The organism is Clostridium sp. AM34-11AC (assembly GCF_003435375.1).
In the GTDB taxonomy this organism is placed as follows: Bacteria; Bacillota; Clostridia; order Lachnospirales; family Lachnospiraceae; genus Pilosibacter; species Pilosibacter fragilis.
Map to the genome: position 1 here is coordinate 1 of NZ_QWGL01000003.1, position 13,445 is coordinate 13,445.

The following is a 13,445-nucleotide window of genomic DNA, read 5'->3' on the forward strand; positions in this document are numbered from 1 at the left end:
ATACAGTAACTATGTGGCTTTCAGCCACTTTCACGGCTGATTCGTGAATAATCTAGGCTTATTGTTTTTCTTCCTGCATTTCTTTCAGCATTCTGATCAATACATTTCTAGTGTAAGCACCCGGATGTTTCCGATCTTCGGCTTCCAATTCTTTTACATAGAACGGTTTTCCGTAGTAGATCGTAATATGGGACGGGGTGATAAACGGGAAGTGTTTTTCCAGCACCTCCGCCGTTCCTGTCATCGCCACCGGGACCACCGGACAGCCGGATTTCTCCGCAATCTTTAAGCTCCCCTCTTTAAACGGGAGGAGCTCCGTGATATCTTCGTTCGGATTTCTCGTTCCCTCCGGGAAAATCCAGATGGAAACGCCGTTTTTTACCTTCTCGATTCCCTGAAGGATCATCTTTAAGCCTTCTTTGATGTTCTTTCTGTCTAAGAACAGGCAGTTCACGTTCACCATCCAGGTGCGTAAGAGTGGGATCTTTTCCATCTCCTTTTTTGCGACGAAACCGAGCAGTGTCGGAACTGTCGTGTAGCCCGCAAGAATATCAAAATAGCTTCTGTGGTTTCCAACATAGAGGACCGCTGTGTCTTCCGGTATATTTTCCGCGCCCTTCACCGTCACGGTCACCCCCGCCAGCTTTAAGAGTACCTTGAACACGGACCGGACGACCTTGATCGTCTCCAGATCCCGCGCGTGGGGATCTTTCTTTCCAAGCGATACCTGTGCCACAAGGAACGGATAGCTGAAGATCAAAAATCCCACCAGTGTGAACAGGACAAGTAATAATCTTATCATAAGTAACAAACCTCCCATATTTTCTTTAACAGTAACGGTGCTCTCTTACGGTCAGCACAGCAGGTGTGCCCACCTATTGAACAATTGCCTTTCATACACTTTAAAGAGTTACAGCAATGAGGTTCATAAGTTATATTATATTAAATAAACCTCTTATTTGCAACTCAAATGCACCTCGAATCCAGCTAAAATCCAGCTCAAATCTGTCTATATATTGGCTTTTCTGTTGCCGGATCTCTGGAAAGGATTTCCTCTTTTCCTCCTGTCAGATATTCAAAGAGAAGTCCTGTCATGAACCAGAACGGAGCAAAATCCAGCCGGATCACGCCGTCGACGCTCAGCATCCGCCCGGTGTAATCCCACGGACATATACCAAGGCTTTTCAAGAATGTTCCCGTGAGGTATTCTGCGAAAAAGATCAGGACCATGTCCAGGATCCCATGGCGGAAGATCCTGTCCTTTACCGCGATCTGTCCCCGGTCTCCGATCCAACTGTCCACCCATTTCCCGATGGGCCCCAAAAGGATTCCCATTCCATATATCGGGAACATGTATATTGATGTCTTTCCCATGAATTTCATATCTCCAGCCGCAAAGCCTTCCACGGAAGTCAAAAGGATCTCAAGTCCCCATCCCGTCAGACCGCAGAGCATAAAATTCCTGACCCATTGTCTCCATCCGCCGCTGGAGCTTTTTTTTACTGCAATTTTCTGATTTCTGTTTTTCTGCTTCCATCTGTTCATGAAACCAGTATCTGTGATTCTCCGATCCGCTATGCAGCCTTTTCCACGGTGCTTTTTTCCACTTTTATTTTTCTGCGGCTCATGCCCTGAAAAGCCAGGATCGGCCGCTTACTCTATACATACTGATTTTTTTCCGGATCGTACTCATAATCGATCGACGCGAGTTTCTCATCCACGTCTTTCCTGTCTAGACAAAGCGACCTGCACAACTCGTCCATGTCCGGGTAATTGTCCCGCAACTGCGTGTTGATATAGCTTAACAGCATGACCGGATCTTTCGGTATATTCACCATCTCTCCCCTTTCCCGGATGATTCTTTCTTTCCAAACCATCCGCCGTCTTTACTTTCTGAAGCCTCCTATGTTATACTATAAACCATATGTGAGATGATTGCAAACGAAAGGGGATTTTTAAATCATGAAACACCTTCTGCTGCTCGGAACGGGAGGAACGATTGCCTGCAAGCGCGGCGAAAATGGTCTGACACCGCTCCTCACCGGCGATGAACTGTTGTCTTATGTACCGGACGCGAAAAAATTCTGCGAGGTGGAGACAGTGCAGGTCTTAAACATCGACAGCACAAATATGCACCCGAAGCACTGGCTGAAACTGGCTCAGGTTCTGGAAGAGAATTATGACGATTATGACGGCTTCGTAATCTGCCACGGCACCGATACCATGGCCTACACAGCTGCTGCCATGTCCTATCTTGTCCAGCATTCCAGCAAGCCCATCGTGATCACAGGCGCGCAGAAGCCCATCGACCTCGATGTGACGGACGCAAGAACAAACCTTCTGGACAGCCTGCGTTTTGCTGCCTCCGAACGCGCCCACGGCGTGACCATCGTATTTGACGGAAAAGTCATTGCGGGAACTCGCGGAAAGAAAGAGCGCAGCAAGAGCTACAACGCATTCTCCAGCATCAATTTCCCGTATCTCGCCGTGATCCAGGACGAGCACATTTTATACTATATCGACGATAAATGGCAGGACCGCGAGAGCGTCCGCTTCTACCACGAGATGGACAGCCAGGTCAGCCTCTTAAAGCTGATCCCGTCCATGGACTCCAGCCTCCTCGACTATATGGCAGAGCATTATGACGCAGTCGTCATCGAATCCTTCGGCGTCGGCGGTCTTCCGTCCTATGAATCCGGCGATTTCTATAGCTCCATCGAAAAATGGATCTCTATGGGAAAAGTCGTTGTCATGACCACCCAGGTCACTCAGGAAGGCAGCAATATGTCTGTCTATGAAGTCGGCCAGAAGATCAAAAACGCCTTCGGTCTCATCGAATCCTACGATATGACCCTGGAGGCCACCGTGACAAAGCTCATGTGGATCCTCGGGCAGACGAGGGATCATGATAAGGTGCGGGAGATGTTCTATGAGACCATCAACCATGATATTTTGTGGAACACGGGAAGACGGTAATACGATTGAAACATTTTAAAAGACTGCATACCAGCAAACGGATATGCAGTCTTTTTGGCTTCTTAAATAACGTCCGGAATTACGCTTTCCACTCTTTTTTATACTCTTCAAACTCTTCGTCCGAACAATAGATCGTATGTCCCGGACTTACTTCGTGATAGGACGGCTGTTTTCCTTCACCGTAATGATGAATCTCCGGATCGTAATGGATTTTTACGCGTTTTTTCTCATTGAGCGGATCCGGCTCCGGAATGGCAGAAAGCAGTGCCTTGGTGTACGGATGAAGCGGATTCTTAAATAGCTCATTGGAATCCGCCATCTCAACCAGCTTTCCGAAATACATCACACCGATTCGGTCGGAAAAATATTTGACGACGGAAAGATTATGCGCAATAAACAGGATTGTCAGTCCCATTTCCTGTTTCAGCTTATTTAGCAGATTGATCACCTGTGCCTGCACAGAGACATCGAGAGCTGAAACCGGCTCATCTGCGATCACCAGCTGCGGTTCCACGATCAGCGCCCTTGCAATTCCAATGCGCTGGCGCTGTCCTCCTGAAAATTCATGGGGGTATCGGGATGCATGTTCTGCCTGAAGCCCCACATGTTCCAGCATCGCGATCACCCTTTTCTGCAGTTCTTCCGGGTCTTTCACCCCTCGAATTTTCAATCCTTCCGCTATAATCTCCTGTACTGTCATTCTCGGATTTAAAGATGCGATCGGATCTTGGAAAATCATGGCAATATGATCGGTAATATATTTATGAAGCTCCCTGTCCATTTTTCCGGAGATTTCTATGCCGTTAAATTTCACAGTTCCCCAGGTGGGATCATACAGCCGAATAATCGTGCGGCCTGTCGTTGTTTTTCCGCAGCCGGACTCACCAACCAGTCCGAACGTCTCCCCGCGTTTCACATAAAAGGATACATCATCCACCGCTTTCACTGTAGACTTTTTTCCTCTGTTTTTTGTTGTAAAATACATGCTGAGGTGTTCCACATCCAGAATATGATCCTCAACACCTGTCGAATTCATCTTTTTATTATCCATGTTCCGCCTCCTCCTTCATCCTGGCGATGCGGTGCTGCAAAATCTCCGGCATCTCTACCTTTGGCGCATCCGGATGTAAAAGCCATGTAGCAGCATAGTGGGTGTCGGAAATTTTAAAATACGGCGGTTCTTTTTCAAAATCAATCTTCATCGCGTATTTATTTCTCGCTGCAAATGCATCCCCTTTCGGCGGATGAAGCATATTCGGCGGAGCACCCGGAATTGCATATAGGGTCTCTTCCGTGTGCAGATCCGGCATTGCAGACAACAGTGCCCAGGTATACGGATGCGCCGGATGGTAGAAAATATCTTCACAGGTTCCCACTTCCACGATCCGTCCGGCATACATAACGCATACACGATCTGCAATATTGGCAACCACGCCGAGGTCATGAGTGATGAAAATTACCGACAGATCGTGCTCTCTTTTCATATCATTGATCAGCTCCAGGATTCTCGCCTGAATCGTCACATCGAGAGCTGTCGTCGGCTCATCGCAGATCAGGATCTCCGGATTGCATGCAAGGGCAATTGCAATGACAATGCGCTGCCTCATACCGCCGGAGAACTGGAACGGATATGCCTCATACCGCTCTGCCGCGTTCGGAATTCCAACGACTTCCATCAATTCGATGGCCCTCTGCTTCGCCTTTGACTTTTCAATGGATCCGCTTAAGATCAGCGCCTCTGAGATCTGTTTTCCTATTTTCATGATCGGATTCAGTGCTGACAGAGGATCCTGGAACACCAGTGAGATCCGTTTTCCTCTGATCTTATAAAAGTCTTTTTCCTTATATTTCGCCATATCTTCGCCCTGATACAGAATCGAGCCGCTGTCGATATGGCCGTTCTTTGCAAGAATTCCAAGAATTGCTTTGATCGTAACCGATTTTCCGGAACCGGATTCTCCTACAATCGCCAGTGTCTCACCTTTCATCAAGTCAAAGTTGACATCACGAACCGCATGAACCGTACCTGCGAACGCATGAAAGGAAACAGAAAGATCTTTTACACTTAAAATAGGTTCCATACCATTCGCTCCTTTCCTTATGCACCGCGCTGGGTTGGATCAAATGCGTCACGCAGACCATTTGACAGCATGTTGAATGCGATCATCAGCAGAGAAATCACAACTGCCGGGAAAAACACCTGGTTCGGATACTGCTGCATGATCTTCTGTCCCTGGGATAAAAGGACACCGATCGAGCTTTCCGGTGCACGGATGCCAAGTCCGATATATGCCAGGAAAGACTCGGTAAAAATAGCACCCGGAATTGCAATCATGGCACGTGTAATGATTGGCCCAATGGAATTCGGCAGAATATGCCGGAAGATCAGTGCCATATCTTTCACGCCGAGTGTTCTGGCCGCAAGCACATATTCGCTGCCTTTATAACGGTAAAACTGGGAGCGAATCATTCGGGCTGTGCCAATCCAGTTCTGTACGACAAGGCAAAGAATAATTGACAGCATGCCGGTTCCGAAAAAGAGGATAAATAATGTTACCACTACAATCTCCGGGAATGCACCGATAATCTCGGTAATGCGCATCATAACCATATCGATCTTTCCGCCGTAATATCCCGCAATGGAGCCATAGACAATACCGATAAAAACATTGCAGATTACCGAGATGAACGCAATTACCAGGGAAACACGGGCACCTCGCCACATTCGTACCCACAGATCACGGCCGAGATAATCCGTCCCCATCCAGAAATATGTTCCATCCTCAAGACCGCAGTACTTGTAGTAATCCACTTTGATATCACACATATCCACGCCCTGGACCTTCCGGTAGTTGATGACTTTCAGAATGCTGCCTTCCGGATAACGTGTTGTATCTTCCAGGCTGTCCACACGTCGATTCGTCAGCCATCGGGTTCCATCCAGAATTCCAACATTCTCGAGAACCGGCATTTTGGGCGGAAGATTGATTCGGTTCAGATCCTGGTCATTGTAGTGCCAGTGGCTCATCATTGGCATAAAGATTGCCATGAACAGAATGATCACGATTCCTACAAACGCTACAATGGAGACCTTGCTCCGGCAGAAACGCAGCATTGCATCCTTAAAAAAGCCAATCGGCTTATCCTGGAATGTCGCATCCGCAATGTCATCCTTCATCTGGACAAATTCAAATTGTTCTTTGTCAGCCTGATATTCCGGTACAGCGGAAGAGTAAAATTTTGCCATTATTTCTTCCCTCCCATCCTTACACGCGGATCAACAATCCCGTAAGAAAGATCCACGATGAGTACAGTCACAAGAGATACCACAGAATAAAAGATCAGGGCCGCCAGCGTTACCGTATAGTCCGGCGCATTGATGGACTTTACCATAATACCGCCCATACCGGGAATCGAGAAAATGGTCTCGATTACAAGACTTCCGCCCATAATGCTTGTGAACATCGGCACAATGATATTCATAAGAGGAAGCATGGAGTTTCGGATTCCATGGTTGATCGTTGCCTGACGTTCCGTGAGTCCCTTCGTCTTTGCCAAAAGCATAAAATCTGAGTTGATGGTCTCTGCCAGTTCCGCTCTCAGATATCTTGTCACACGGGCGATCGGTCCGAGAGACAGGGCCATGATCGGAAGAAACAGGCAATAAAATTTATCCCAACCGGATGCCGTAGCATCGTAAATGATCGGAAATAATCCCGCTTTAAATGCCACAAAATACTGAAGCAGGGTGGCGAAGATAAAGGATGGAACTGAGATAAATATGACGACCAGAAACGATATCAGATAGTCTGTCATCGTATTTTTCCGGATTGCCGCCACAATTCCGAGGATAATCCCCAATGGAAGCGATATGATCAGTGAAAAAAAGTTAATATAGAGTGTGACCGGAATCTTTGTCTTGATCACATCCCACACCGGAACATTGACATACATCTTCAGAGATGTTCCCCAGTCGCCTTCCAGAACAAGTCCCTTTAAGAACATTGCATACTGGATCGGGATCGGCTTATCAAGATTATATTTTGCTTCCAGAGCTGTCCTCTGCTCATATGTCATATCTACGGCATCATCGAAGATTCCGCCCGGCATCAGGCGGATCACCATGAAGCCGATGGTAATGATAATAAACAGAGTTACTAACATTGCCAGAATTCGCTGCATAATGTATTTTGCCATATCATTCCCTCCGAGTTTCCTTTTGCGCTTCCTGTAAAGCCCATCGGTTCCTTTTCGCCGCCCGATCACTTCCGTCAGCATAAAATCCGCCTGCCGGCTCGCAGTATCCGGCAGGCAGATGTTTGCAGGTTCATTCAGTTCCCGTCATCGGTTATACTTCTTTATCACTGATCGTGAAACCAAATCCGTAACCCGGAATGTATACATCCGATGGGAGAATGACTTTCGGATTGATCAGATAGTAGCTCGGTGCCTCGTATACCGGGCAGGCTGCTACTTCATCAAGCACGATCTTTTCGATTTCCCTTGTCAGTTCCAGACGGTATGCCGAATCCATTTTTGCTTCCAGATCATAATTGGCTTTTTCCCAAAGTGCATCCACTTCATCATTGTAATATGGTTCGTTCTTGTTCGAATACATGCCGGTGTAAACTTTAAGTCCGTTCCACGGTGCCGCTGTACTGGTATTCCATCCTCTCCACTGAAGTTCAAAGCTGTTCGGATCTCCATCTTTCCATCCCTTGATGTAGGAGTTTAAGACACCGCTCGGAGCTGCCATCAGCTCCAGAGTAAAGCTGTCTCCAAAGATCTCCGGGAAAGATTTATGTAAGAACTCAGATGCCGCCTTATTGTTGGCACTCGTCTCATTGTACTGCAGGGTCAGGGTCAGACTGGTAAGTCCACATTCTTCCATCGCCTTGTCGTAATACTCCTTGGCAAGTTTCGGATCATACCCGAGATTTTCGGTCAGATATTCCTGTGATTCAGGCATTTCCCGGAATGTCTTGCCGTCAAGACCAAGGCACTTGCTCGCAACGAGATAATTAGCCGGAATTCCATTTGTCATTTTTGCAATGCTCTGACGGTCCACTGCATAGAACAACGCTTTTCTGAAGTTCAGATTTCCAAGGATTCCATTGTTATTAGTATTTCCGTGGTTAATCGTAAGGGTCTGGATGGAGGTTGCCGGTGCTACCTTGATGCTCGGATCATCCACATACTGTTCAATCGCCTCCGGGCTTAATGCGACTTCGTCCAGTTCTCCGTTTAAGTAAAGCTCAAGCGCTGTATTTCTGTCTGCTACAACTTTATAAACATATTCATCCAATTTGATATGGTCTGCAAGAACATAATCCGGATTTTTCTTCATTTTGAAAACGGAACCCGGTACCCATTCTGTCAAAATATAAGCTCCGCAGCTCTTATAAGTGTCTCCCGTGGAACCATATGAAGTCTTCGTCCGGTCTTCATTCATACCGGCCTCATACGTCGGTTTATGTACCAGGTTGGTCCATACATAGTTGAAATGACTCTTGATATCGGCTGCTGTAACTGGAGCATCTAACTCGAGGCCAAGCATATAATCGCCATTTCTCTTGATTCCCACTTCGTCCCAGGAGACTTTGTTTTCTGTCCCCTGAAGATAATAATCTGTAGCCTTTGTGATCGTAATATAATCACTTGCAAGCTGGGATGCACGGTTATTTACCATAAGGGGATCCAGACACATCTGGAAGGAATAGATCACATCATCCACATTGATTGAATCTCCATTCTCCCATTTCGCATTTTCACGGATCTTGATCTGCCAGATTTTTCCATCCGCATCTACCTGCTCTGGTTCACTTTCTGCCAACTCCGGAATATACTCAAATGATTTTCCGTCCGCGGTCGGATACTGTCGATACAGCAGAAGTGTTGTTGGTTTGATCACATCCGCACTTGCACTTAACGTGTAGATATGGCTGTTTAATGTATCAATATCCGTCGTCATATAGTCGTTAAATACTTTCGGTCCTGTCTGTGCAGCTGCCGTTGTCTCTGCCGCCGTTGTCTCAGTAACCGTTGTATCGGAGTCTCCCGGGTTCTTCGGTTCGCTGCTGCACCCTGCAAGGGTTCCGATCACCATCGTGCATGCTAACAATGCTGCAATTGTCCTTCTCTTCATATCGTTTCCTCCTTTTTTATTTCAGGACCTCCAAACAGGCCTTCCATCTCGCCCATTTTCATTCCATTGGAATTTCTCCCAGCTGTTGACATTTATATGAATCTCATTATAATAAATTCCATATGCACGACATCAATTCAGCGAAAGGATGGTCCCTTATGTCATCATCGTTCCGGAAAAGTTTTCTGACTCATCTTCTAATTGGAGGAGTCATTGGAATTCTCTATTTTATTTTCAGTCACAGTTCTTTTTTTATGAACCGACTCATCAACTCCTTGTTTCTTGCCAGTTTCTTTCCCCTTATCTTTGGAGGTCTCCGATTTGTTAAAAATCTCGGAACCTTTGACCTGTTTATTTACAGCCATCGAAAACTCTGGAAGTACGGGAAACACCATGAAAAATTTGAAGAAGAAAATAAGAAGATTGCCCCGGCTTCCACACCTGAACTCGGATCCTACTACGAATACCGCAATTCCAGGAACGTATTTCCATCCTGTGCGGGACCGGTTCTGGCCGGCAGCTTATATCTCATTCTGTCGCTGTTTTTGACACTCTGTACCTTGTAGAAAGCTTTGCATATTTTTGTGTTTTCACGAATTATCAAACAATTTACATGGATTATCATTGTTTTAAATTTATTTCTGCATTCATTATAACTTTTCAGAATATGGCTGGCAAGGTAATTTCCGCATTTCCGAAGTCTCATTTCTATTTTCCGGCACAAAAAAATCGATTAGGTTGATTCACCCGTTTTTTTTTCTGTAAATCAACCTAATCGAAATCTGCGTTCTTTGCCAGCCCGATGTTCGCTGTGCAGCTCTTTTTTAATCGAAAACGGAAAAATATCCCGGGTAGGAAACGTAGGTCCTGTTCCCGCGGACTGCGAAGTGATCGATGCTGCCGGAAGAGTGGTGACTCCAGGCCTCGTGGACGCCCACTGCCATATCGGACTCTGGGGAACCGCCAGTTCCGCGGAAATGGACGGAAATGAAAATACCAGTCCAGCTCTTCCCGGACTCCGCGGAATTGACGCTCTGAAATGGAATGACGCCACCTTCGACGTTGCAGTTCGTCACGGCGTTACTACGGTCGTTACCGGCCCCGGAAGTTCCAATATTATAGGAGGAACGTTCACAGCCGTAAAAACCGCCGGAAAAAATCCCGACTCCCGCGTCATCTGTCAGGAAATCTGTATGAAGATGGCCCTCGGTGAAAACCCAAAAGTCAATTACGGCAGGAGGAACATGGCACCAAAAACGAGAATGATGAGTGCTGCCATTATGAGGGAACAACTCTTCCGAGCGAAGGAATACTATAGAAACTATCAGGAACACGGAGAGGACCCTGATTTTCCATTCGATTTTCATATGCATTCTTTAATGCGGGTCTTCGACGGTATGCGTGTCAAGATCCATGCACACCAGGCGGATGATATCCAAACTGCGATCCGGATCGCCAATGAATTCCATCTTCGTTTTTCCATTGAACACTGCACCGACGGCTATCTGATCATCGATGACCTTGTGAGAAATCATGTTCAATGCCTTCTCGGTCCTACCGTAGGAGGAAAAGGAAAAATCGAAGCCAGAAATAAAACTTTTGAAGCAGGGCAGATTCTGGAGAACGCCGGAATCACGTTCGGCTTGATCACTGATGCGCCTTTCGTTCCGATTGAAGGTCAGCTTCTGCAGGCTGCTCTCTATGTCAAGAACGGACTTTCCCGGGAAATGGCTTTAAAATGTCTCACCATCAATAACGCCATCATTACCGACATTGACTCCCGTGTCGGCAGTCTGGAACCTGGAAAAGATGCGGATGTCGTGATCTGGGACGTAGAACCATTGGCAACTCTGAGTCAGGTCGGTATCGTTATCATCGACGGTCAGATTGCATACAGGAGAAAGGCAGGTGAAAGCAATGTTGATTATCAGAAACTGTAATCTGATCAATATGGCCGGAATCTACGAAGAAAAAAAAGATCTGGTTGTGGAGAATGGAAAGATTCTCGATATCTGTGATAACGCCGTGAGCAAATATAATGTAGGACATGTCAGTATCGATGCCTGCGGACACTATGTGACTCCGGGGTTTGTAGAACCTCACTGTCAATTAGGAGTGCGCGAACAGGTCTTTCGTTTTGAGGGAGATGATTCCGATGAGTCCACGGATCCAATTCTTCCGCAGCTCCGTGCGTTAGACGCCATCAATCCTGCCGATGAGGGCTTTCAAATGGCACTTGCCGGCGGAGTCACCACGGCAGTCACCTGCCCCGGAGATGCAAATCTCATCGGCGGAACATGTGCCGCTATCAAGACCTCCGGTAAAACAGTCTCCGAAATGACGATGGTGCCTGAGCTTGCTTTTCACATGTGCCTAACGGATGATGTCAGAACGACCTATTCCAGCAAACGTGCCCCAAAAACAAGGCTTGCCAGTGCCGCTCTGATCCGTGAAGCATTGATGAAAGCAAAAAATTACCACACGCTCTGGAAACTGTCCGAAGCGGATCCATCCAGGAAAGCGCCGAAATTCGACATGAAGCTTCATTCCCTCATGCGCGTGTTTGATGGGATGCCTGTCAAGATCACCGCAAAGAGAAGCCATGATATGACCACCGCCATTCGCATTGCCGAGGAATTCGAACTCAATTATATCTTGGAAGACTGTACCGAAAGCTGGCTGATTCCGGATATTCTAAAAAAACATCAGGTGAACTGCGTGGTTGGCCCATCTTATGGACAAAAAAGTAATGAAAGCCGCTACCGTGACCCTATCGTTGGTTCTGTACTTGAGGAACACGGCATTACCTTTGCCTCATCCACCGCTCATCCGCGAATGAATATTGAGCTGGCTGCGATTCATCTGACACTCATGTACAAAAAAGGGCTTACTGCTATGGCAGCTCTGGAATCTGCCACCATCAACGCAGCCCGTTTCTGTGGACTTGACCAGAGAGTCGGCAGTCTGGAACCTGGAAAAGATGCCGATATCGTCATCTGGGACGGCTATCCGCTAGACTACTATTCCTCCGCCTCTACGGTTCTGATCGAAGGAAAAGTCGTATACCAAAAATAGCTCTTACCCTACAGGAGGTATTTCCCTATGAATCAGAATAAGTTAAAAATTATTGAGACCATTGACAAGATGCAAAATGAACTTCTGACACTTTCCCATCAGATCCATGATCATCCGGAACTGGGATTCCAGGAACATCAGGCTGTAGGATTTATCCGCACATTTTTAAAAGGCCATGGGTTCGAGGTTGAAACCCCTTATTGCGGACTTGACACATCTTTCAAAGCAGTAAAAAAAGGAAAGCATGCAGGACCGAGAATCGCGTTTCTCGCAGAATATGATGCCCTTCGCGGAATCGGCCACGGTTGCGGTCACAATATTATTGCGACCTGTGCTGTCGGTGCATTTTCCGGTCTTGCCGCTCTCATGGACAACTATGATGGGGAAATCTCCATTATTGGCACCCCTGCGGAGGAAGGCGGTGCCGGTAAAGTGATTCTTTTAGAGCGCGGCGGTTTTCATGATACCGATTATGCGCTTATGATGCATCCGTCAGGAGGCGGATCGAATCTTGTAGGAAGAGGGGGACGCGCTGCCACAACCATCCGCGTCGCTTTCCACGGAAAAGCAGCCCACTCTTCTGCACCTTCGAACGGGATTAACGCGCTCAGTGCTGCAATCCATGTATTCAACCAGATTGATCTGATGCGTCCCACATTCCAGATTCAGGATAATATCAACGGTGTTATTTTAGAAGGTGGAACAGCTGCCAATGTCATTCCTGCACTCGTCCGGTGTGAATTTAATCTCCGAGCGGAAACCATGATACGAATTGAGTTTCTTATTGATCTCGTGAAATCCAGCATTGAACGGGCAGAATCCCTGACCGGAGCCAAGGCAGAGGTGGTTGTAGAACCGATCTACGCGGAACGCTACCCGAATAAGCCTATGTGCGAAGCTTTCAAAAATAATATGGAGTCTCTCGGAATTCACATGACCTGGCCAACACCGGGAAAACTGTACGGTTCTTCCGATATCGGAAATGTTTCGATTAAAATTCCGGCAATCCACGATTATCTGTCGATCACTGATGATAAAACGATTCAAAGTCACTCAAAAGCTTATGCAGACGCAGCCGCCTCACCGCAAGCCGATGAAATCTGCCTGAAGGGAGCCAAGGGTCTGGCCATGACTGCCCTGGATATCCTGGAAGACAGCAAATTCCGTGATGAGATCAACGCTTTCCATGATGCACAGGTGCCGGAACGATATCATGAAAAGTAACGAATCCCATCCCAGTAATTGAAAG

Annotated in this window: 12 protein-coding genes; 4 read left to right on the forward strand and 8 right to left on the reverse strand. The window is 47.0% G+C overall.

Features of this window, described 5'->3' with window-relative positions; genetic code table 11:
• Positions 1-58 precede the first annotated feature (58 nt).
• The 3 genes from DW826_RS03840 to DW826_RS03850 all read right to left on the reverse strand — a co-directional run bounded on the left by DW826_RS03840 (position 59) and on the right by DW826_RS03850 (position 1,838).
• On the reverse strand, positions 59-802 hold the full coding sequence (locus tag DW826_RS03840; RefSeq protein WP_015553585.1) for a lysophospholipid acyltransferase family protein: 744 nt from the start codon (positions 800-802) through the stop codon (positions 59-61).
• Between the two features lie 197 nt (positions 803-999).
• Complete coding sequence (locus DW826_RS03845) at positions 1,000-1,545, reverse strand: hypothetical protein (protein ID WP_117552080.1); 546 nt, start codon at positions 1,543-1,545, stop codon at positions 1,000-1,002.
• Positions 1,546-1,658: 113 nt separating this feature from the next.
• Positions 1,659-1,838: a DUF4250 domain-containing protein gene (locus DW826_RS03850; RefSeq protein ID WP_117503544.1), complete on the reverse strand. Its 180-nt coding sequence runs from the start codon at positions 1,836-1,838 to the stop codon at positions 1,659-1,661.
• Positions 1,839-1,962: 124 nt separating this feature from the next.
• Here DW826_RS03850 and DW826_RS03855 point away from each other — a divergent pair, with 124 nt between their 5' ends.
• Positions 1,963-2,976, forward strand: a complete 1,014-nt coding sequence (locus DW826_RS03855) for an asparaginase (protein ID WP_117470791.1) — start codon at positions 1,963-1,965, stop codon at positions 2,974-2,976.
• Between the two features lie 79 nt (positions 2,977-3,055).
• Here the strand turns inward: DW826_RS03855 and DW826_RS03860 are convergent, their stop codons facing one another.
• From DW826_RS03860 to DW826_RS03880, 5 genes are all read right to left on the reverse strand, one after another.
• On the reverse strand, positions 3,056-4,027 hold the full coding sequence (locus tag DW826_RS03860) for an oligopeptide/dipeptide ABC transporter ATP-binding protein (protein ID WP_015553589.1): 972 nt from the start codon (positions 4,025-4,027) through the stop codon (positions 3,056-3,058).
• Complete coding sequence (locus DW826_RS03865) at positions 4,020-5,057, reverse strand: ABC transporter ATP-binding protein (RefSeq protein ID WP_117552081.1); 1,038 nt, start codon at positions 5,055-5,057, stop codon at positions 4,020-4,022. The genes DW826_RS03860 and DW826_RS03865 overlap by 8 nt, the downstream gene beginning before the upstream one ends.
• Positions 5,058-5,074: 17 nt before the next feature.
• Positions 5,075-6,223 carry an ABC transporter permease gene (locus tag DW826_RS03870; RefSeq protein WP_117515454.1) on the reverse strand — a complete coding sequence of 383 codons (1,149 nt, stop codon included), beginning with the start codon at positions 6,221-6,223 and terminating at the stop codon, positions 5,075-5,077.
• A complete protein-coding gene (locus DW826_RS03875; protein WP_117470807.1) occupies positions 6,223-7,173 on the reverse strand; it encodes an ABC transporter permease in 951 nt (316 codons plus the stop codon). The genes DW826_RS03870 and DW826_RS03875 overlap by 1 nt, the downstream gene beginning before the upstream one ends.
• Before the next feature lie 151 nt (positions 7,174-7,324).
• Positions 7,325-9,121 (reverse strand): ABC transporter substrate-binding protein, encoded by a 1,797-nt coding sequence (locus DW826_RS03880; RefSeq protein WP_117552082.1) that lies wholly within the window; start codon positions 9,119-9,121, stop codon positions 7,325-7,327.
• An 887-nt stretch (positions 9,122-10,008) separates the two neighbouring features.
• Between DW826_RS03880 and DW826_RS03890 the strand changes: the two genes are divergently transcribed.
• Genes DW826_RS03890 through DW826_RS03900 form a run of 3 tightly spaced genes read left to right on the forward strand, consistent with a single transcriptional unit; the run spans position 10,009 to position 13,420 of the window.
• A complete protein-coding gene (locus tag DW826_RS03890) occupies positions 10,009-11,061 on the forward strand; it encodes an amidohydrolase family protein (RefSeq protein WP_181967985.1) in 1,053 nt (350 codons plus the stop codon).
• On the forward strand, positions 11,039-12,196 hold the full coding sequence (locus tag DW826_RS03895; RefSeq protein WP_117552145.1) for an amidohydrolase family protein: 1,158 nt from the start codon (positions 11,039-11,041) through the stop codon (positions 12,194-12,196). The genes DW826_RS03890 and DW826_RS03895 overlap by 23 nt, the downstream gene beginning before the upstream one ends.
• Before the next feature lie 27 nt (positions 12,197-12,223).
• Positions 12,224-13,420 carry a M20 family metallopeptidase gene (locus tag DW826_RS03900; protein ID WP_117552085.1) on the forward strand — a complete coding sequence of 399 codons (1,197 nt, stop codon included), beginning with the start codon at positions 12,224-12,226 and terminating at the stop codon, positions 13,418-13,420.
• The last annotated feature ends 25 nt before the right edge of the window (positions 13,421-13,445 follow it).